The sequence below is a fragment of the Acinetobacter nosocomialis NIPH 2119 genome (genome assembly GCF_000368085.1).
GTDB classification, from domain to species: domain Bacteria; phylum Pseudomonadota; class Gammaproteobacteria; order Pseudomonadales; family Moraxellaceae; genus Acinetobacter; species Acinetobacter nosocomialis.
Map to the genome: position 1 here is coordinate 3,290,097 of NZ_KB849239.1, position 21,695 is coordinate 3,311,791.

A 21,695-nucleotide genomic window follows, 5' to 3' on the forward strand; every position below is an offset into this window, starting at 1 on the left:
AGTCTTTTGAACTTTTAGTTCTTTTAAACTCTTAAATTTTTAGCGATTAAAACGGCAAAGCAGTTCAGTGTTCGGAAGTTAATCGGAAAAATACGATATGAATATCGAAAAAAATGGATATGAATATCGAAAAAATGCGATATTATGTTTTCGAAATGCTGAACAAAGCTTTGTTCGTTTAAAAGACGTGTTGAGCCTATGGATATTGATGCAATTAGCAAAGCCCTAGCCAATCCTCTTCGTCGGCAGATTCTGCAATGGTTAAAGGAACCTGCGCATTATTTACCGGTAGAAGAATGTGGTGGTAGTTTTGAAAAAGGGGTTTGCGCAGGTCATATTGAACGTTTGGGTAAAGTAGCTCAGTCTACAATGTCCAATCATTTGTCTGTATTACAGCAGGCCGGTCTCATTCAGGTCCAAAAATATGGACAATGGTCTTATTTTTCACGTAACGAAGCTTTGATTCAGCAATATATCGAACATTTAAAACAAACACTTTAAAACAAATAAAGTGTAAGTCGAGGCGATCATGGCTGAACTCAATACTCCCTTAACAGTTGGTGATTTTGAAATTAAAAATCGACTGGTAATGGCCCCATTAACACGTGCACGTAGTGGAGAAAGTCGTGTTCCAAACGACTTAATGGTGGAATATTATCAGCAACGTGCAAATGCTGGTCTCATTCTCACTGAAGCAACAGTGATTGGTTCAAAAACTGTGGGTTATGCAGACACCCCTGGACTATGGTCACAAGAGCAGGCACAAGCGTGGAATAAGATTATTGAAGCAGTTCATGCACAAGGTTCAAAAATTGTAGTTCAACTTTGGCATGTGGGTCGTATTTCCGATCCTGAACTTTTGGATGGTGATATTCCTGTTGCTCCAAGTGCAATTCAACCTGCGGGTGAAGTAAGTTTATTACGCCCTAAACGCCCATATGTAAAACCACGTGCGCTTTCGATTGAAGAAATTAAAGAAGTTGTTGCTCAATATAAACATTCAGCAGAACTAGCTAAAGCAGCAGGTTTTGATGGTGTTGAATTACATGCTGCAAATGGTTATTTAATTGACCAGTTCCTTCAAAGTAATACCAACCAACGTGATGATGAGTATGGCGGTCCAGTTGAAAACCGCGCCCGCTTGTTATTGGAAGTGGTTGATGCATTTATTGAGGTGTGGGGCGCTGGCCGAGTAGGTGTACATATTGCACCGCGTGGCGACTCTCATGATATGGGTGATGAAAATCCGCTAGCGACATTCGGTTATGTGGTTGAACAATTAAGTCAACGTAATGTTGCTTTCATTTTCTCTCGTGAATATGAAGCAGCCGATAGTATCGGTCCACAATTACGTCAAAAATTTAATGGCGTGTGGATTGCCAATGAAAACCTGACACCAGAGTCAGCAAAACGTATTTTGCGTGAAGGTCAGGCAGATGCTGTATCTTTTGGTAAGGCTTATATTGCTAACCCTGATCTATTACAACGTTTAGAACAAGGTCTACCATTAAATGAGCTCCAACCAACGACTTTATATGCTAAAGGTGCTGAAGGTTATACGGACTATCCTGCTTTAGAAGCTTCTTAAAATCATTATTTTATTTAGATTTACTATTTGCTGAACTTGCTCTTTTGTGAGTTCAGTCAATGACTTTTCTTGTATATGGTAGAGTTTAGGTATCGAAACTCTGCCATTTTTTTTATCTATGTTATATTTTCCCCAGTTTTTAAATTTTGACTATTTGAGGCAAACCGCTTGGCGACCCCATTTTGGTACAACACAGCACTCCATTTATTAAAACCTTTTTATCGTTGGCGAATAAAAAGACGTGCAGAAAGTCTGGAATTATATCATCAGGAATGTCTGGAACGATTTGGGCCGTTTGAAGATCCGAAAAATATAAAAGCCATCTGGTTTCATGCGGTTTCAGTTGGAGAAACCAATGCTGCGCAGCCACTTATTGAGCACTATCTCAAACTAGGCCAGCCAGTTTTAGTGACCAATACTACAAAAACTGGTCAGGCACGCGCTAAGTCACTTTTTTTAAAAGAGCCATATCTAGATTTATTCCAAGCAGTTTATTTGCCTGTAGATCAAAAGCCTCTTTTAAAACAATTCTTCGAATCATACAAACCGAGACTTTTAGCATTAGTTGAAACTGAGCTTTGGCCAAATTTAATTGATCAAGCCAAATTACAGCATGTACCATGTTTATTACTTAATGCTCGTTTATCTGAAAAGTCAGCAAAAGGCTATAGTAAAGTCTCAAGTTTAACTGCCGGTATGTTAAAGCAAATCGATTGGGTATTAGCACAAGATAGCGCAACCCGTCAGCGTTATGTCGAACTTGGTTTAGACGAGCATAAAAGTCAGGTTGTTGGAAATATTAAATTTGATATTCATGCACCTGAGGCTTTTATTAAGCAAGCTGCTCAATTGCATCAGCAGTGGTATTTGGCAAATCGTCAGGTTGTGACGATTGCCAGTACACATGCACCTGAAGAACAACAAATTTTAGAAGCACTTGCGCCTCATTTAAATTCAGACCGTCAGCTGGTGTGTATTGTGGTGCCTCGTCATCCTGAACGTTTCGACGAAGTATTTGAAATTTGCCAAAATTTAAATTTAGTTACGCATCGTAGAAGTATGGGACAGAGTATCCATGCGAGCACACAGGTTTATTTAGCCGACAGCATGGGGGAGCTTTGGTTATGGTATGCCTTAAGTCAGGTGTGCTTTGTAGGTGGTTCTTTAAATGAGCCAGGTGGCGGACATAATATTTTAGAACCTATGGTTTTAAATATACCTACAGTGGTTGGACCACGTTACTTTAACTTTCAAACGATTGTTGATGAATTTATTGATGAAAATGCTGTGCTTATCGCTCAAGATGCACAGCAGGTCGTTGATATTTGGCTAGCGTGTCTGGCAGAGCCTGAGGCGACTGAACAGCTAGTGGTACAGGCGCATAAAGTATTGCAGCGTAATCAAGGTTCGCTACAAAAACATATAGGGGTGATTAACCGGTATTTGGCCGAAAAACCATGAATATTGTTTTACTAGAACCTGAAGATGTTCAATCGGATACATGGTCTATCCATTCAAAACGTCAATTACAGCATTTGCGTGAACATCTTGATATCACGGTCGGCCAGAACCTAAAAGTTGGTATTCGCAACGGCGTCCGTTATATCACTGAAATTGTTTCAATGAATGAGCACGAAGTCCGTATACGGCCTATTCGTGAAGAAGCAGTACCAGCAAAACTTCCAGCTCATTTAATTGTGGCTTTGCCAAGACCAAAAGTTTTACGCCGTTTAATTATGGATAGTGTGACTTTAGGTGTTGAAAAGATAAGCCTAATTCATAGTTATCGCGTTGATAAAAGCTATTGGCAAACGCCATTTTTACAGCAAATTGATCAATACGTTACGCTTGGACTTGAGCAAGCAGGCGACACAATTGTTCCTGAAATTCAAATGTATAAACGTTTTAAACCTTTTGTTGAAGACGTTTTGCCAACCCTAATTTCAGAAGGATCTCCTGCCTACGTGGCTCATCCTTATGCTGAGCAGAGTATGCCAATTAATATTAGCCATGCTTGTAGTGTAGTGGTTGGGCCGGAAGGGGGGTTTATTCCTTATGAAGTTGATTTACTTATAAAAAACGGCTGCCAAGCGATGAGCTTAGGCAACCGTATTTTAAGAACCGAAACGTCTATTTCTTATATTTTAGGGCGTTTATTTAGCTGAGTTCTCAGCATTCAATGGCGAATGATTAGCGGCCATTTTTAATTCCTGAATAGGGTAAGGAATATTAATGCCATTTGCATTGAAGGCTTGTTTTACTTCAGCTTGAATAGTGCTTGTAGATGACGAAATATCTGTTTCAGTGGTATTAATCCACCAACGTACCGTAAGATTAACCGAGAAGTCTGCTAGAGCTGTCACGTTAACCGAGAAAGCAGGCTGGCTGAGTACATTTCGGTCATTATTGAGAATATCTAAAATAATTTGTTTCGCTTTTTGCTCATCGTCATCATAACCAATACCGACTACGAACTCACAGCGTCGTTGTTGGTAAGCCGTATTTACCGTTAAAGCACTCGTATAAACGGTTGCATTTGGAATAACGATACGACGGCCATCCGGTGAGCGCAGGAACGTTGCACGAATCTGAATATCTTCTACAGTTCCTTCAAGTGAATTCACTACAATCGAATCGCCAATACGGAATGGCTCGCTCAATAAAATCAAAATACCTGAAAGCAGGTTTTGGAAAATATCTTTAAATGCAAAACCAATTGCGACCGAACCAATACCCAATGCACTCATGAGTTGGCCTGGCGTAAACCCTGGAATCATAATGACTAAAGCAATTAAGAAACCAAAGAATAAGATTGCTGTACTACCGACACGGTTTAAAACAAGAACCAAATTTTGGCGCGTATAAGAACGATTTTCTAAAGTCTTACGCACAAAGAATTTAAATAATTTGGTCAGTAGCCAAAAAATAATAAAAACGGTAATCGCAATGCAGATATAAGGTACACGTTCCCAAAAACTATCTACGATTTTGTCGATAGTAGTATAGGCATCATGATATTTCTCGGTATGTGCTAAAACCGTTTGAGTGGTTTTAGTACCTGCTTCTTGCAAAAGTTCGCCTGTATTTTTTGCAACATCCGTTAAGGATTTTTGTTCATCAGCCACGACAAGTCTCTAATTAAATAAATTCATGAAAGCTTTTTTAGCTTTCATCATAGTAGGAGATAAAATGTGCGCCTACTATAATGAGTTCATCTAAATAATAAAGTGTTTTTTAATTAAAAGTATTGCGTTCCTTTTTGTAAAATTTGTGTTGGGGTTTGAATAGTATCGGTACCAGAGAAGTAGTAAAAAAAGCCTGCGGTAGAAATAAGGCTAATTAAAATAGCGATTAAAATAAGCCAAGCCATCAGTTTCTCGATAAAGGTTGAAGGCCGAACAGGGCCATACTGATTTGGGCCTGCAGTACCAGAAGCAAGTAATAAATAGATCATAAAAAAGAACTGAACCACCGGAATAAATAACAGCAGGCCCATCCAGCCACTTTTATTTAAATCGTGTAAGCGCCGAACGACCAGAATAATATTGAGGTAGATCAAAAATAGCCAAAAAGCCCATACTACTAAGGCACTTACGCCGGAAAGAGAGCTATAAAACTCAAAATTAAATAGATCGCTTGAAAGCTGAAAACTTCCAAGAAAGGAAGCTAAAATGAAATAACCTATAAGTGTAATTAAATAAATTAGGCCATATCCACCTAAATAACTCATGCGGTTAAAGCGACCATGAATTGAAAAAGGACTGTCTTTAAACGGAAGCTCTGGTGGTCGTGAAGAGGGAGTTTCGGCAAACATCTTATTTTATTCCTGCACTGCTTCTAAAAGCTAAAATAAACTTTGTTGATGGTCAAAACCATCAAAACTTAAAAAAATTATAAAAGTAAAAGCTATAGACAAATGTTTTAAATCAACTTAATTTTATAAAAATGTTCACAATTTCGTATGTTTGAGTAAGTGATCAATATATGACCAAAGTCGGATTGTTTTGACTTTGAGAGAGTCATCATACTGAAAAGGCATACAAATAAAATCCAGTAAAATAATAGCCACAGTCTCGAGATGGGATGCACAAGATCAAGGAAGTTGCGTATGAATGAGATCTATCCAGTACCAGAGGAATTTAAAAAAACAGCTCGTACTGTTGAAGCAGACTACTTTAAACGTTATCAACACTCTATCGAGAACCCAGATGAATTCTGGGCAGAGCAAGCTAAAATTGTCGATTGGATAAAGCCATTTACCCAAGTTAAAAATACCAGTTTTGACAAAGACAATTTCAAAATTGAGTGGTTTGCTGATGGTGAGTTGAACGTGTCAGCAAACTGTTTGGACAGGCATCTTAAAGAACATCCACATAAACCTGCCATTATTTGGGAAGGTGACCATCCTTCTCGTCATAAAATCGTTTCTTATAAAGAATTACACGATGAAGTCTGCCGCTTTGCCAACGTTTTGAAGAAATATGGCATTGGTAAAGGTGACCGCGTTGTGCTGTATATGCCAATGGTGACTGAGGCTGCAATTGCCATGTTAGCCTGTGCCCGTATTGGTGCAGTTCACTGTGTGGTATTTGGTGGCTTCTCGCCAGACTCGTTGGCAAGCCGTATTGAAGATAGCCAAGCTAAACTTGTAATTACCGCAGACTCAAGCCTACGTGCCGGTAAGCTGTTACCACTTAAAGAAAATGTCGATTTGGCTTTAGCATTGCCGGGTACCGAATGTGTTGAAAATGTGATTGTGGTTTACCGTAATGCAAACCCAATCGAAATGAAGCCAGGCCGTGATTTGTGGTATCACCTTATTATTATGGAGGTGGATGCTGACTGTCCTCCAGAACCAATGAAGGCAGAAGACCCTTTATTTATTCTTTATACCTCAGGCTCAACAGGTAAACCCAAAGGTGTGTTGCATACCACAGGCGGTTATCTGGTCTATGTAACCAGTACTTTCAAAGAAGTCTTCGATTTAAAACAAGACGATGTGTATTGGTGTACAGCCGATATTGGTTGGATTACAGGGCATAGTTATCTGATTTATGGTCCGTTGGCAAATGGTACGACCACCTTAATGTTCGAAGGTGTACCTCAATATCCAACATGGGCACGTCTTGGTCATGTGGTCGATAAACATAAAGTTTCTATCTTGTATACAGCGCCAACCGCGATTCGTGCCATGATGCGAGAAGGTGATTCGTATGTACGCGAAAGTAATCGTAGCAGTTTACGTTTACTTGGTTCGGTTGGTGAACCTATTAACCCAGAGGCTTGGAACTGGTACTACAATGTTGTCGGCGAAGGCCGTTGCCCAATTGTTGATACATGGTGGCAAACTGAGACAGGCGGTATTTTGATTGCACCATTACCGGGTGCAACAGCTTTAAAACCAGGTTCGGCAACGCGTCCTTTATTTGGTATTCAACCAGCCATTGTAGATGGTGAAGGTAATGAATTAGAAGGTGCAGCTGAAGGTAACCTTGTGATTAAAGATTCATGGCCTGGTCAGATGCGTACCATTTGGGGTGACCCAGACCGCTTTATTGAGGCGTATTTCTCAACCTTCAAAAATACTTATTTTACAGGTGATGGCGCTCGCCGTGATGAAGATGGTTATTACTGGATTACAGGTCGTGTTGACGATGTCCTAAACGTTTCAGGCCACCGTCTAGGTACGGCTGAAATTGAAAGTGCTCTTGTTTCGCATGAATCAGTAGCAGAAGCAGCCGTGGTGGGTATGCCGCATGATATTAAAGGACAAGGTATTTGTACTTTTGTGACCTTACAGGCGGGTGTTCCAGAATCGGAAGAGCTGCGTAAAGAGTTAATTAACTGGGTACGTAAAGTACTCGGGCCAGTAGCTTCACCAGATGCATTGCACTGGGCACCAGCATTACCTAAAACGCGCTCTGGCAAAATCATGCGCCGTATTTTAAGAAAGATTGCGGCAAACGAGCTTGATAGTTTGGGCGATACCTCAACCTTAGCTGAACCTGCTGTAGTAGAGCAGTTAATTGCCACGGTTTATCCCGATAGACAAAAATAATCTCCAAAAAAGCCCCTAAGGGGGCTTTTTTATTAAGCGCCATTAAGAGCTTGCTAGAAAGTCAGTCGTATTTTGTACATTTGCAAATGTACTAAGCGCAGTTAAAAAAGCTATTTGCACGTCTTCAGCTTTTACGGTTTTTCCAGCATAGCTTAAATCACGTGTTGCGGTGGCATCTGCAATTAAGATAGGTTGATAGCCAAGCTCTTTGGCTGCACGTGTCCCTGAATCAATACACATATGTGTCATCATGCCTGTAATCACGAGTTGATCAATTTGGTGCGCTTTTAAAAGTTCTTCTAAATTAGTTTCTAAAAAACTATTGGGATAATGCTTAGTTACAACCAATGAATCATTATGAACATGCAGTTCGGGATGAAGTAAAACCCCATCTGTATTTTCTTGAAAAAAACTGGCTTGTGGCGGGTTAATATGTTGCACATAAATAATCGGTAAATCTTTTTCGATAAAATATTGCTCGAGCTGTTTTATTTTATCGAGCGCTTGATCTGGTCCAACCAATTCCATTTTGCCATTTTTAAAATAATCATTTTGTACATCGATAACTAACAGTGCTTGTTTCATGAGAACACTCTTGTTGATATGAGATAAAACAAGATTATTCTCTGCTTGAAAAATCGGCTATAGTCAAATGAAAGCATTATCGCAAGTTTTCTTTCGCCATGAAAAATGAATATTGAATTAGACCCGATTGATCTAAAAATTATTGCATTACTCAAGCAAGATTCCCGTTTAACAAATAAAGAAATTGGTCAGCGTGTCCATCGAACGGGGCAGGCTGTAGGTGCTCGAATAGCCCAGTTGATGGATGCAGGAGTTATCAAAAACTACACCATTGCTGTGCAATACCTACATAAACAATTTATTCATTTGCATTTAAATGAACAACGCGCTTTTGAAGAAATTGAAAATTTGGTCAAGCAATACGAACAGATTGATGAATGCTTTAAGGTTATGGGTAATGCCTGTTATATGATTGTGAGTCATTTTGAACCTGCAGCATTAAATGAATTTATTGAGGTTCTTTCAAAATGGTGCCGCTATTCAGTTGAAACTGTTGTTCGAGAAGTTGAGAAATCTTAAAAAATAAAAGCTCCAAGCCGAGTCTTGGAGCCAATAAAACTTTATTTTAATTTGTTGTTTTTATTATCTTGCGCTGTTTAACTGGAGTTTTTTAGGCTGATTTAGCTGGGATTTCTACCTCCTTTTCCTGTTGAAGTTCTAACTGACGAACGAGCGGCAGAACTTTTTCTCCGAAATATTCCACCTCTTCAATAAAGTGTAAGAAACCGGAAAGAACCAAATCGACACCTACATTTTTAAGCGCCACAATACGCTCTGCAATTTGCTGAGGTGTACCAATTAAATTGGTTTTAAAGCCATCGTTATATTGAACTAAATCTTCAAAAGTTGATTTTGCCCAGTTGCCTTCTTGTTCTGGTGAAGCCGCACCCGCTTCACGAGTTGCATCGCCAAATGCATTGACTGCTTCAGTATTGGCTTTATCAATAATTTCTTGAAGTACTGCTTTAGCTTCTTCTTCGGTATCTCTGGCAATAATGAACGCATTTACCCCAATTTTGACATGGTGATTATTGGCTTTTGCTTTGGTGCGAATATCTTCGACTTGTTTTTGAATTTCTTCTACAGTATTACCATTGGTGAAATACCAGTCGGATACACGAGACGCCATATCTCTTGCTGCACGTGAACTGCCGCCCTGAAAGACTTCAATATGTGGTTTTTGCAGAGGTTTTGGCTTAAGTGTGTAGTTCTGGAATTGGTAATACTTACCATCGAAACTATAGTTATCTGTGGTCCAGATTCCTTTTAGCGTGCGAATAAACTCTTCAGAGCGAACATAACGCTCATCATGCTCAGGCCACTCTTCACCAATCGCATCAAACTCGCCTCTAAACCAACCACTTACCACATTAATAGCAATGCGGCCTTCGGTTAGATAATCAATCGTAGCCAGCTGTTTAGCTGCAAGAGCCGGTTTCCAAGGGCCGGGCAGAATCGCCGCAATCACTTTAAGTTTCTCAGTTTTTGCAAGTAATGCATGACTGAAACTCACAGACTCATGCTGGTTTTCTGCCCCATAGCCCGCCGTAAAACGAATTTGAGTGAGCGCATATTCAAAACCATTGTTTTCGGCAGCCTGTGCAAGTCGAACATTGTAGTCATAACTCCAGTCTGTACGCTGTTCGATGTTACTCACTACAAGGCCACCGCTTACATTTGGTACCCAATAAGCAAATTTAATTGGTTGTTGTAATTGCGTCATGGTGCTCTCTCCCCATTCGTTATTTTTATTTAGCTATATTGCGCTTAGGCAACATGCGTTAATGATTTACCGGACTTGTGATGCAAACGAGACTCTGCTGCATCAAGGTTTGGTACAGCTGCTGAAGGTAATACTTCTTCTTGCTCAATTTGCTTGTTAATACCAAGCTCTTGATTCGCTTGCTGAGATTTAGGTTTAACCACCTCAGCACGTTTACCTTTTGCTGGCGCCCATTCTAGAATTGGCAATGCACGTGCTACGGCCAGTGTAATACGGTCAGCTAGTTGCTCACTTTTCACTGTATATTCAGGAGTAAAGTCACGATCTGTTGCGTATACGCCAATTGGTAAAGTTTGTGCTTGGAAGAAGCTGAACAATGGACGAAGTTGGTGTTCGAGTACCAGAGCATGGCGATCACTACCACCTGATGCAGCTAAAAGTACAGGTACATCGACTAATGCAGTTTGTTCAACGAAGTCAAAGAAGTGTTTGAAAAGACCGGTAAAAGAGGCACGGTAGACAGGTGTACCCACAATCAAGGCATCTGCTGCTTCAACTGCTGCAAGGTCATCTTGTACACGTTGAGGGAGTTGATTGCGATAAAATGCGCCGCCTAATAATGGTCCGATTTCACTTAATTTAATAAAGTGAACTTTAATATCAATTGCTTCAGATAACTCATCAAGAATGGCCTGAACCAGACTTTCGGTTTTAGATGGGGTATTTAAGCCACCAGAAACAGCAACAATATTTAAAGGTTTTGATGATGCGATACCAGTCATGATTTGGTTCCTAAGCCTAAAAAACAACATTGGACTTATTAATCAACAATGACGGCAAACTGTAAAATAACGAAATTGGTCAACCTTATCAGTTTTAAATATAAAACCCGAATAGTTGATTTTTATAATTTAATAGTAAGTTAAACAATTGTTTTTATTTTATATAATTATTGGTGATATCTTTTTTAGAATAAAAATGAAGCTTATATAAAAAATAGATTAATTTTGATTAAAAGGTAAAAAACAACTGAAAAATGAAGCAAAGGACTGTATTTAACAACATTTTGCATAAAAATGGATAAGATGAGCATATCTTTCATCTAAATAGTAGGGTTACAATAGGCCATACTTATGCTCAAGATTACTTTAATCGCTTATGAATATTTTAATCGTTGATGATCATCCTTTGTTTCGTCATGCTTTGATTCAAGCAGTACGTTATAGCCTGCCACAGGCACAAATTCATGAAACAGCTTCGGTTGATGAGTTTTATGAGCGTTTGGAAAATGGGGCAGAACCTGATCTGGTATTACTTGATTTAAACTTACCAGGTGCTTCAGGCTTTTCTGCTCTGGTCTATGTAAGAGCACAATATCCCTCTATTCCAATTATTGTGGTTTCTGCACACGAAGAAGCGTCAATTATTCAACGTGCGATTGCACATGGTGCAATGGGTTATATTCCTAAATCTGCTCATCCAAGTCATATTGGTGAAGCGATTCGTCAAGTTCTAGATGGCGAAATCTGGTTACCACCAAACCTTCCATCAAATATTAATCTTGACCCGAGAGCGGCAGATGAAACTGCTTTGGCTGAACGTATTCAGTCGTTAACGCCTCAACAATTCCGTGTTTTGATGATGGTTGCGGAAGGTTTGTTAAATAAACAGATCGCTTACGAGCTTGATGTTTCAGAAGCCACCATTAAAGCGCACGTAACCGCTATTTTTAGAAAATTAGGTGTACAAAATCGTACCCAAGCTGTATTAGCAATTAGCGCATTAAATATTGAAGATAAAAAAATCTAAAATAAAAAAGACCTCAATGGAGGTCTTTTTTATATGTTCCACTTAAGCAAGGCAATCTTGCTTAGGTGTTAGGCTGTCGCAGTACAGTGGGTTAAGAGCACATTGCAAATCATCAATTTGTTCTTGAGTTACGTAGCCTTTACTTTTTAAATATTCAGCTACACGGTCATCACGCAAGCTTAAGAAAGCTGCATCATAAACCCCTAAATCAACAAAAAGTGCTGCTGTTTCTAGGCTATTGAACCGATCAAGAAAAATATCATTGCCATACATTAAGAAGATATGGTCAAGTTTTGCTTTTTCATCTACATGCAAACGCTCAGCAAGTTGATGTGGAGGTGTCTTAATAAAGAGCAAGTCAGAAAGTTCATCAAACTGAGTCATATCTAACTGGTTTTCTCCGAGTTTGACATGGCCAAGCCAAGCCTTGAAAACCAGAACAGCACCACCGCGGAGTAACATGCTCCAGATTTGATGGCGTGTGTCATGATCAAGATTTTCACTTTCAGCAGTGAGGACTTTTAAGAAGTTCTCTTCTTGTTGCGCTAACTTGTCAAATAAGCCCAAACCTTGCGGATGATAAGCAGCAGGTGCAAATACATCAAAATTTAAATCATGGAATACATTAAGTGCGAGGGGCACAGCACACTGATAAATTGTATTAAGAGCTTTGATATGTGCTTTGCTCAGCTTGCTGTGCGGAAAAATACTTTGCCAATCTAACTCTGGAAGTAAGGCATTGGCACTGTATTGGCGATAAAACTGTTGAGAAGAAAGTTGGCCTTGTGGGCTGTTATCAGAAATATTCATGGCAGTGGTCCTTTGCGTTAATTCATGAGCAGGGGGGCGATCAGGCAAAATAAGTTCAAATAAATCGTCAGACGAATAAAATGTGTTTTGAATATTTATGTGTCATGCAGAATGCAAGTAGAATACGACTAAAGTCGTATATGGTGATTTTTAGTAAATAAATAATTGTAAAAACAATGACTTATTAAATTGTAACTAAGTGTACAAGTGTTCACTTACAAAAAAGGTGAGCTTTGCCATAGAAAAAGAATCTTTGGAAATTTTGGTCAATAATTTATTGAGTAAAAGTAGACATTTTGAGCATTTCTGCCTATTGGCTTAAATTTAGCTAAACATTTTTGCCAAGCATCGCTCCCCAAATTTATCAAAAGTTGGGAAGCGATAAATGATTAGTCTGTCGTACTAGCAATTTTAAGACCAGATAACCACGCTCTTAATGAGGCCGGTTTTAGTGGTTTTTTAAGTAGAACTATATTTAGTTCTTTTAATTGCTGTGGTAACTCGGGGTGGGAGTCCGCTGTAATTAAGGCAACTGGAACATCTTCTTGACGATTTTGATTAATAAAATCAACGCCAAGCTGATTGTTATTTAAATGCTGGTCAATGAGCCAAACCTGAATATTCTCTTTTTGAATAATGTCTAGAGCTTGCTCAGGTTCAGTGGCTTTAAAAACTTGATAACCCCATCGACCTAATAAACTACTCATACCTTCCAGAATCGTTTCATCATTGTCTAGGCACAAAATACGATAGGCTTTTGTTTTTAAAGGCACGGCCTGTACAGTTGGTGTTGCTACTTTTGGTGGCTCGACAATAGGCACCTCAATCATAAAGCATGAGCCTTTGCCCAACTCCGAGTAAACATGAACAGGGTAATTTAGCAAACCTGTCATACGTTGTACGATGGCGAGACCTAATCCTAAACCTTGTTCACCCCAAGGTGATAAATGTCCGCAACGTTCAAACTCTTGGAATAGCTTAATTCGTTGTTCTTCAGCAATACCAGGTCCAGTATCCCAAACCCCAATTCGAATATGACCAGATTGCTGTGCAGAACGAAGTACGCCTACTACCACTTGACCTTTGGCGGTATAGCGTAGGGCATTGCTGACAAAGTTTTGAATAATACGACGAATCCACTGCGGGTCAGTATCGATCCAGAAAGACACATCGTGGACTTTTAGTGAAATATTCCGCTGAGCGGCAATCGATTTAAACTGCAACTCAAGGTCACTGAGTAAATCATGCAACGGATAAGGTTGTCTTTTTGGTTGTATGGTGCCGCCTTCCAAACGTGCAATATCGAGTAGGGCAGACAGCATACTTTCTGCACCATAGAGTGCTCGGTCAAGTTGCTGTAAGGTTTGGCGGTCTTCTTCAGTCGAAATGCTTTGCTCAAGAACAGTACTAAACAGACGAGCAGCATGCATAGGCTGTAATAGATCGTGACTTGCCGCAGCAATAAATCGGCTCTTGGACATATTGGCCATATCAGCTTGCTCACGTGCAAGCTGTTGTTCAGTTAAGGCATCAGCAAGCTGTTGAGTCCGATCTTTTACGCGAGCTTCAAGTACGGCTTCGTTCGCACGGAAGGCCGTAATATCGGCAAATGTCGTGACGAAACCACCGCCTGAAATTGGATTACCTCGCATTTGAATAACGCGGCCGTCTTTACGGATACGTTCAAACTCGTGGGCGCTGCCGACTTTCATCCAGTGAAGACGTTTGCGTACATGCTCTTCGACTGAACCGGGGCCACATTCGCCGCGTTCAGCGTTATAACGAATCAGGTCGGCAATTGGGCAGCCGACATAAACAAGGTCTTTTGGATAACCAAATAGTTTTAAATATTGGTTGTTCCACGCGACTAGACACATATTTTTATCGACCACACTTACCCCTTGGGTCATGTGGTCAATCATGGTCATAAGCAGATTTTGATTAAAACGTTGCCACTGAGATGCTTGGTCTAAAATATTAGCGACTTGACCCAAAGCAAGGCCGTTATTAATCATGGCTGTCGTGAGCAAAGTACGTGCAGAAGCAGCACCGATAATACCGGCCAGATATTGCTCGGTAAAACGCCACCACATACCATTGGCAATTGTATTTGGATTGAGTGTGAGATGATTTTGCTCACAAAAGTTCTCGAACGCTTGTGTAGTGGGTTGCTCACCTGTAATTCTTTTTGCCAAGGCAAATAAATCACCTACTTTTAAACGGGCCGCGTCATGAGGAAGATAGGTTAAATCAGTAGATGTGTGCGGTGATGGTAAAGGCTTAGTTTCATAGTAGAAGAAGCTTTCTGCCTGAATTTGTTCTGCCACACTTGGTCGATAAATTTTTGAAATCCAGATATATAAAACAATATTTAAACCAAGTGACCAAATGACACCGTGAGTTAAAGGTGCAAATGACTCAAAACCAAATAAAGATTCCGGACGTAAGGCATTAATGCCAAAAGGACCAAAAAGCAAAATACTTTGAGCAGCATCCTGATAGGCTTCAGGCAAGCTACGCAAAATTGTTGGAAAGAGTAAGGTATAACTCCACATTAAAAATCCAACAATCAGACCTGCATAGACACCTTGGCGGCTTCCGCCACGCCAGTACAAACCACCAATCAGTGCCGGAGCAAACTGCGCTACAGCACTAAATGCCAATAAACCAAAAACTGAAAGTTGGTTAATATCATTAAAGAAATGGAAAAATAAAAAGCCAAGTAGCATCACTGCGACAATACTGATACGACGGCTGAACTTCAGAACTTTAGGTAAATGTTTATCATGACGCGACAGCAATTTAAAACGCCATAAGGCAGGCATAATCAAGTCGTTACTGAGCATGATAGACAATGCAACTGATGAAACCAGTAACATACCTGTCGAAGCTGAAAAGCCACCTAAAAAGGCCAGTAAAGCGAGCCATTCTTGGTTGTAACTTAACGGCAGTGACAGTACAGCCACATCGGGTACAGTTAGGAATTTCGGCGCGGCATGCAAAGCCCAGCTTGCGATTGGGATAATAGCTAAAATAGTTAAAATGAGATAAACCGCGAACCATTTACGGGCACCGCGAATATGCTTTTCATCGCGTAGCTCGACCACCGCCACGTGAAACTGGCGTGGTAAACAAATAATGGCTAAGCCTGCCAGTAAAGTTTGAATCCAGAAAGTTTCAGGTACACCAAAGAGCTGAACCTCCTGAAAAGTCTGGTTTACATCAGAGGTCATTTGGCTGAGGTTAGCTGGTGATTCAAAAATAAAAAATAAAGCGACGCAAAGTAAGGCAAATAACTTCACAAATGACTCAAATGCAACTGCAAGCATGAGGCCGCCATGCTGTTCCGTATTTGCGATCTGTCGTGTACCAAAAATCATGGCTAAAATCGCAAGCACACTGGTGAGCAATAACACACTGTTGGTCGTAGTATGAATATGCGAGCTTTGCTCCATAATGACCGAGGTACTTAAAGCGATTGCACGGAGCTGTAACGCGAGGTAGGGGATAATCGCGATAACCGCCAGAATAGTGACTAGAGAGGCGAGTACACCACTTTTACCATAGCGCGCTGCGACGAAGTCAGCGATTGACGAAATCGCATGGTGTTGCCGTACTCGACCTAAACGCCGCCAGATATCATAACCAAACCAGACAAATAACAGTGGGCCTAAATAAATAGGCAAGAAGATGACGCCTTCACGTACGGCTGCACCGGTTGCCCCATAAAATGTCCATGATGAGCAATAGACACCTAAAGTTAAACTAAATAAAAACATGCGGCCACGTGTGCCAAGACGACTGGCATGCTTCTCACCAAAAAAAGCACAGACAAATAAAAGCGCAATATAAAGAGTGAGCACCCCAATAATCAGCCAGCTGTTCATATGACCTACATAAGTGAAACCGTGTGTCTATCATAACCTATGCCGATACAAAGCTATAAATTGATTAAATTTTAACGACCAAAGTCTAAGTTACGACTTAGAGGTAATCTTGCTAACTTTAATAATGAAAAAATACATTAAAAAAAAGTGACCAAGGTTGGGCACTATGTAAGGAGTTTGGTTATGGATCAAAGCCAAGTGGAACAGATTCTACGTAATCCAAAGTTTCAAAAAATGGTCAAGACAAAAAGTGCATTAAGTTGGACCCTCACCATCATCATGTTAATTCTCTACGTGGGCTTTATGCTACTTGTAGGCTACAACAAAGAATTTTTGATGAGTTCATTTAGTGGCGGTGTAACGACATGGGGGATTCCTCTTGGAATAGGAATTATCATTTTATCTTTCGTACTTTGTGGCGTGTATTCCTACATCGCGAATAACACCCTTGATCAGTTGAGTGAAGAAGCGTTGAAGGAAGTCGAGGCCATCACGCACGAGAAAGGATTACACTAATATGAAATGGAATTCATTAAAAGCGAAAGCCTTATTGGCGGCAGCATCGCTATATTCAACAGTTGCTATGGCAGGCCCGGATTTAGGTGAAGCTGAGCAGCAAGCAACCAACTGGCATGCCATCATCATGTTTGTCATCTTTGTTGGTTTCACATTGTTCATTACTAAATGGGCTGCAAAACAAACTCAATCAGCACAAGATTTCTATACGGCTGGTGGCGGAATTAGTGGTTTCCAAAATGGTTTGGCAATTGCGGGGGACTTTATGTCAGCGGCGTCATTCCTTGGTATTTCTGCAATGGTGTTTAGCTCTGGTTTTGATGGCTTACTTTATTCTCTGGGATTCATGGTCGGTTGGCCAATCGTTTTATTCTTGGTAGCAGAGCGTTTACGTAACCTCGGTAAATATAACCTTTCCGACGTAGTGTCATTCCGTCTTGAAGAAAAACCAGTTCGTACTTTAGCTGCTTTTAGCTCACTTGTAGTTGTTGCATTTTATTTAATTGCGCAAATGGTGGGTGCAGGTCAGCTGATTAAATTGCTATTTGGTTTGAACTACAACATTGCTGTAGTCATTGTTGGTCTATTAATGATGGCATACGTAATTTTTGGTGGCATGTTGGCAACCACATGGGTACAAATCATTAAAGCGGTCATGTTACTGAGCGGTGCAACCTTTATGGCATTTATGGTCATGAAAGCTGTAGGTTTCAGTTTCAGCAATATGTTCACCCAATCTATTGAAGTGTTCAGTAAAGTCCATAACATAAGCCTTGCCGACGCTGCAAAAATTATGGGTCCTGGTAAACTTGCTGCAAACCCAATTGATGCCTTGTCTCTTGGTTTAGCACTCATGTTTGGTACAGCGGGTCTTCCACACATTCTTATGCGTTTCTTCACTGTAAAAGACGCAAAAGAAGCACGTAAATCTGTAGTCGTTGCAACAGGTTTTATTGGTTACTTCTACCTTTTAACTTTCATTATTGGTTTCGGTGCGATCCTTTTTGTATCAAACAACCCGCAATTCCTTGATGTTGCGAAAATGGCAATGACAGGAAAGCTTGAGCTGGTTGGCGGTAACAACATGGCAGCTGTGCATTTAAGTGACGCTTTAGGCGGTGACTTGTTCATGGGCTTCATTTCAGCAGTAGCGTTCGCAACGATTCTTGCTGTTGTTGCTGGTTTAACACTTTCAGGTGCATCTGCAATTTCACACGACTTATACGCTAACGTATTTAAAAAAGGTCAAACGACTCCAGCTTCTGAACTTCGTATGTCAAAAATCGCGACGCTTGGTTTAGCAGTTTTTGCCATGATCTTGGGTATTTTATTTGAAAAGCAAAACGTAGCATTCATGGTAGGTTTAGCGTTTTCTGTGGCTTGTTGTGCGAACTTCCCGGTACTTGTTCTTTCAATGTTCTGGAAAGGTTTAACCACACGTGGCGCTGTGATTGGTGGGGTGGTTGGTTTGGTAACAGCTGTTGTACTGATCATCTTATCTAAAGCGGTATGGGTTGATACTTTAAAAATCTCAGATACACCAATTAACCCGTTCAATGGTCCTGCATTGTTTGCGATGCCATTGTCGTTCCTTTGCTGTTGGTTCTTCTCAGTGACTGATAACTCAGCACGTGCGAAAAAAGAACGTGCTGCTTTCGACGCACAATATGTACGTTCAATGACAGGTATTGGTGCTTCTGGTGCATCAGACCACTAATCAGAATGTATTAAACTTGTCATAAAAAGCCCTACGGGGCTTTTTTTGTTTTTCTCCTAAAGGTTATTGAAAAGAAGCTCCTTAATAAAGAACAACTTGTTTATCCTATTTTTTGTACAGTATGATTTTCTATAATTCAAAACATAATGAAAAAATGGAAAATAATTAAATGCGATCTATTATCGAGTTCTGGGCGAGCTTTCGATTATTGCCTTCTGCATGGTTGCTGTTTGTGCAATTCATTTTACTTATTCTGGCTATGCTGACTTTTGATAATGAGGTTTATAGAACCTTAACTTGGGCATTAGGAGTACTTGCTTTACTCATTATTGCTAAAGTGATTCGTCAAACACCTATGTTTACCTTTTTAGGACTTACCTTTGTAAGTGGCGCAATTATATCGTCAGTGTTTATTTTATTGGGCTACAGCAATTTAACCATCCAGATTTTTGCTCACAGCTGTGAAGCTTTAGCTTACTTCTCGGCAGCTTATGGGTTATTTCGTTATATGTTTGCTGACCGATATTTGACACGAGATGAGCTGTTTGCAGCAGCAGCTGTTTTTACCTTAATTGCTTGGGGATTTGCTTTTTTATACAACATTTGTCAGTTGCTAATTCCAAATAGCTTCCAAAATCCAAACCATGTTTATCACTTACAAACTTGGCTAGATCTATTATTTTTAAGCTTTAGTTTGCAGTCAGCGACAGGATTGTCTGACCTCATGCCCCTTAGTCCACCAGCACGTGTTCTAGCGATGTTACAAATGTTTTGTGGTGTTATGTACTTGGCATTAATTGTTACGCGTTTGATCGCTTTACAGTATATTTCACACGCCCCTAAAAAGATTTCTGATAAATAAAGAAGGAGGTGTTTTAATTTATTTACACCTTTGTAACTGCAATATTAATTAAGTTTGTTTACAGTATGATCGGCTTTCTCTATTGAAAGATATAACTTTGTTCATTCCTGAATGTCTTTATTGGCTTCATGCCTGTCACTTTTCATTAAAATAACATGGAGGATTTATGCCTTCCAAACAAACGAGTTGGTTCGCAAATGTTAATCCCAATGTCTTTTTGGGTACGGTCATTATTATTGCTTTGTTCCTAGCAGTTGTCGTGATCGCTCCGAGTTCTTTTGAACTTTTAACGCAACAGTTAAAGCAGTGGATCACCGATTCATTTAGCTGGTTCTATGTTCTATCAGTTGCATTCTTTCTTATTTTACTCATTTATATTGCCTGTTCTGCGATAGGTCGGATTAAATTAGGTCCTGACCATAGCCAGCCTGAATATAGTAATGGTTCATGGTTTGCCATGCTGTTTACTGCCGGTATGGGTATTGGCTTAATGTTCTTCGGTGTTGCTGAACCTGTCATGCACTATGTCAATCCACCAAGTGGAGATGCGCAGACAATTGATGCAGCTCAGCAAGCTCTACGTGTGACTTTTTTCCACTGGGGCTTACACGCATGGGCAATTTATGCTGTGGTCGGTTTAGCATTAGCTTATTTTGCTTATCGTCATAATTTACCGTTAAAGACCCGCTCAGCCCTTTACCCGCTCATTGGTAAAAAGATTTATGGGCCGTGGGGCGACAGTATCGATATATTTGCGACCATTGGTACGGTATTTGGTGTAGCGACTTCTCTCGGATTTGGTGTCACCCAAATTAACTCTGGTTTACATTATTTATTTGGTGTCGAGCAAAGTACCAATATTCAAGTTCTACTCATTATTTTTGTGAGTATTTTAGCCTCATTATCTGTGTTCTTAGGTTTAGATAAAGGGGTTAAACGTTTATCAGAGCTAAACTTAGTCTTAGCTTTAATATTATTAGTATTTGTTTTTATCGCTGGCCCTAGTATTTATTTACTTCAGACTACTATTCAAAATACTGGGCAATATATATCTAACCTTTTTACCATGACATTCAATTTATATGCTTATCAGCCAAATGGATGGATTGGGGGATGGACCATTTTATATTGGGCTTGGTGGATTTCATGGTCACCATTTGTGGGTATGTTTATCGCAAGGGTTTCCCGTGGTCGTACCATTCGAGAGTTTATTGTAGGTGTTCTGCTTATTCCGACAGGCTTTACCATCATTTGGATGGGCTTTTTAGGAAATGCCGCGTTATTTAGCATTATCCATGAACATCAAACCACTCTCATTCAGGCTGTCCAGCAAGACTCCTCAGTTGCTCTATTTGAGTTTTTAGGGCACTTGCCATGGTCAGGTGTCATGAATATTCTGGCTACTATTTTAGTGGTTTTATTCTTCGTGACTTCTGCGGACTCGGGAGCACTCGTTACTGACTACTTAACAGCAAAAACTGAAAATTCACCAACTTGGCAGCGTCTGTTCTGGACAGTATTGATGGCAGTGCTGGCTATTATTTTACTCTTGGTTGGCGGTCTTGCTGCACTGCAGTCTTCAATTATTATGAGTGCGTTGCCGTTTACTGTAGTCATGCTCTTGATGAGTTGGGGGTTAATAAAAGCTTTGCATCTTGATGTCACGAAAATGCAAGCAATTCAGGAAGCTCGTATTACCCCACGTGCTATTCATAACCCGAGAAGTTGGCAACAACGATTAGGTTTGATCATGCACTATCCTCATAGTGAAGAAGAGGTGAAGCAATATATTGAAAAGCAGGTTTCACGTGCTTTTGAAAATATTCAGCATGAGTTTAGACGTCGTCATCTTGAAGTTTCAATTAGTGAAGTTGAAGATGGTATGCAGCTTCGAGTCGATCATCATCATGAAATTAATTTTATTTATAAAGTTGTTTCACGTGAAACAGTACCACCAAGTTTTTTAATTGGTCGTACAGAAGCAGAAGATGGCCAATATTTCCAAGCCGAAGTATTTTTGAGAGAGGGTGGGCAGAACTACGATGTAATGGACTGGACTCAGGAAGATTTGATTCAGGACATTATTGACCAGTACGAACGTCACTTACATTTCTTAAATATCGTACGTAGTTAATAGCCA

Annotated in this window: 18 protein-coding genes; 11 read left to right on the forward strand and 7 right to left on the reverse strand. The window is 40.1% G+C overall.

What is annotated here, in order from left to right; translation table 11 throughout:
- Window positions 1-198: 198 nt before the first annotated feature.
- From F984_RS19185 to F984_RS19200, 4 genes are all read left to right on the forward strand, one after another.
- Entirely contained in the window at window positions 199-501 is a 303-nt protein-coding gene (locus F984_RS19185; RefSeq protein WP_002053977.1) for an ArsR/SmtB family transcription factor, read from the forward strand.
- 28 nt (window positions 502-529) lie between these two features.
- Window positions 530-1,588: an alkene reductase gene (locus tag F984_RS19190; protein WP_004711502.1), complete on the forward strand. Its 1,059-nt coding sequence runs from the start codon at window positions 530-532 to the stop codon at window positions 1,586-1,588.
- Window positions 1,589-1,756: 168 nt separating this feature from the next.
- Window positions 1,757-3,049, forward strand: coding sequence for a 3-deoxy-D-manno-octulosonic acid transferase (locus F984_RS19195; protein WP_004711505.1), 1,293 nt, complete (start codon window positions 1,757-1,759; stop codon window positions 3,047-3,049).
- The gene (locus F984_RS19200; protein WP_004711508.1) at window positions 3,046-3,753 is read left to right on the forward strand and encodes a 16S rRNA (uracil(1498)-N(3))-methyltransferase; all 708 of its coding nucleotides are present in this window, start codon (window positions 3,046-3,048) and stop codon (window positions 3,751-3,753) included. Before F984_RS19195 ends, F984_RS19200 begins: the two co-directional genes overlap by 4 nt.
- Here the strand turns inward: F984_RS19200 and F984_RS19205 are convergent.
- Window positions 3,742-4,713 (reverse strand): mechanosensitive ion channel family protein, encoded by a 972-nt coding sequence (locus F984_RS19205; protein WP_002053811.1) that lies wholly within the window; start codon window positions 4,711-4,713, stop codon window positions 3,742-3,744. The genes F984_RS19200 and F984_RS19205 overlap by 12 nt on opposite strands.
- A 113-nt stretch (window positions 4,714-4,826) precedes the next feature.
- Window positions 4,827-5,402 (reverse strand): DUF805 domain-containing protein, encoded by a 576-nt coding sequence (locus F984_RS19210; RefSeq protein WP_002053807.1) that lies wholly within the window; start codon window positions 5,400-5,402, stop codon window positions 4,827-4,829.
- Window positions 5,403-5,696: 294 nt separating this feature from the next.
- Between F984_RS19210 and acs the strand changes: the two genes are divergently transcribed.
- Complete coding sequence (gene acs, locus F984_RS19215; protein WP_002053963.1) at window positions 5,697-7,646, forward strand: acetate--CoA ligase; 1,950 nt, start codon at window positions 5,697-5,699, stop codon at window positions 7,644-7,646.
- Window positions 7,647-7,688: 42 nt separating this feature from the next.
- Here acs and F984_RS19220 read toward each other — a convergent pair whose 3' ends face one another.
- On the reverse strand, window positions 7,689-8,231 hold the full coding sequence (locus F984_RS19220; RefSeq protein ID WP_004711510.1) for a cysteine hydrolase family protein: 543 nt from the start codon (window positions 8,229-8,231) through the stop codon (window positions 7,689-7,691).
- A gap of 105 nt (window positions 8,232-8,336) precedes the next feature.
- On the opposite strand from F984_RS19220, the gene F984_RS19225 reads away from it, so the two are divergent.
- Window positions 8,337-8,750, forward strand: a complete 414-nt coding sequence (locus F984_RS19225; protein ID WP_001019411.1) for an Lrp/AsnC family transcriptional regulator — start codon at window positions 8,337-8,339, stop codon at window positions 8,748-8,750.
- Between the two features lie 91 nt (window positions 8,751-8,841).
- Here F984_RS19225 and sfnG read toward each other — a convergent pair whose 3' ends face one another.
- A complete protein-coding gene (gene sfnG / locus F984_RS19230) occupies window positions 8,842-9,954 on the reverse strand; it encodes a dimethylsulfone monooxygenase SfnG (protein ID WP_002053823.1) in 1,113 nt (370 codons plus the stop codon).
- Window positions 9,955-9,998: 44 nt separating this feature from the next.
- A complete protein-coding gene (gene msuE / locus F984_RS19235) occupies window positions 9,999-10,736 on the reverse strand; it encodes an FMN reductase (protein WP_004711512.1) in 738 nt (245 codons plus the stop codon).
- Between the two features lie 376 nt (window positions 10,737-11,112).
- Here msuE and F984_RS19240 point away from each other — a divergent pair, with 376 nt between their 5' ends.
- Window positions 11,113-11,763 carry a response regulator gene (locus F984_RS19240; RefSeq protein WP_001023261.1) on the forward strand — a complete coding sequence of 217 codons (651 nt, stop codon included), beginning with the start codon at window positions 11,113-11,115 and terminating at the stop codon, window positions 11,761-11,763.
- A 42-nt stretch (window positions 11,764-11,805) separates the two neighbouring features.
- On the opposite strand, the gene F984_RS19245 is transcribed toward F984_RS19240, so the two are convergent.
- Both F984_RS19245 and F984_RS19250 read right to left on the reverse strand, forming a co-directional pair.
- Window positions 11,806-12,573 (reverse strand): hypothetical protein, encoded by a 768-nt coding sequence (locus F984_RS19245; protein WP_004711515.1) that lies wholly within the window; start codon window positions 12,571-12,573, stop codon window positions 11,806-11,808.
- Window positions 12,574-12,962: 389 nt separating this feature from the next.
- Window positions 12,963-16,460, reverse strand: coding sequence for a hybrid sensor histidine kinase/response regulator (locus tag F984_RS19250; RefSeq protein ID WP_004711516.1), 3,498 nt, complete (start codon window positions 16,458-16,460; stop codon window positions 12,963-12,965).
- 183 nt (window positions 16,461-16,643) lie between these two features.
- Here F984_RS19250 and F984_RS19255 point away from each other — a divergent pair, with 183 nt between their 5' ends.
- The 4 genes from F984_RS19255 (at window position 16,644) to F984_RS19270 (ending at window position 21,689) form a co-directional block, all read left to right on the forward strand.
- Entirely contained in the window at window positions 16,644-16,976 is a 333-nt protein-coding gene (locus F984_RS19255; protein WP_002053967.1) for a DUF485 domain-containing protein, read from the forward strand.
- 1 nt (window position 16,977) lies between these two features.
- A complete protein-coding gene (locus F984_RS19260; protein ID WP_002053821.1) occupies window positions 16,978-18,693 on the forward strand; it encodes a cation acetate symporter in 1,716 nt (571 codons plus the stop codon).
- A 169-nt stretch (window positions 18,694-18,862) separates the two neighbouring features.
- Window positions 18,863-19,555, forward strand: coding sequence for an ion channel (locus F984_RS19265; protein ID WP_004711519.1), 693 nt, complete (start codon window positions 18,863-18,865; stop codon window positions 19,553-19,555).
- Window positions 19,556-19,721: 166 nt separating this feature from the next.
- The gene (locus F984_RS19270; protein ID WP_004711521.1) at window positions 19,722-21,689 is read left to right on the forward strand and encodes a BCCT family transporter; all 1,968 of its coding nucleotides are present in this window, start codon (window positions 19,722-19,724) and stop codon (window positions 21,687-21,689) included.
- The last annotated feature ends 6 nt before the right edge of the window (window positions 21,690-21,695 follow it).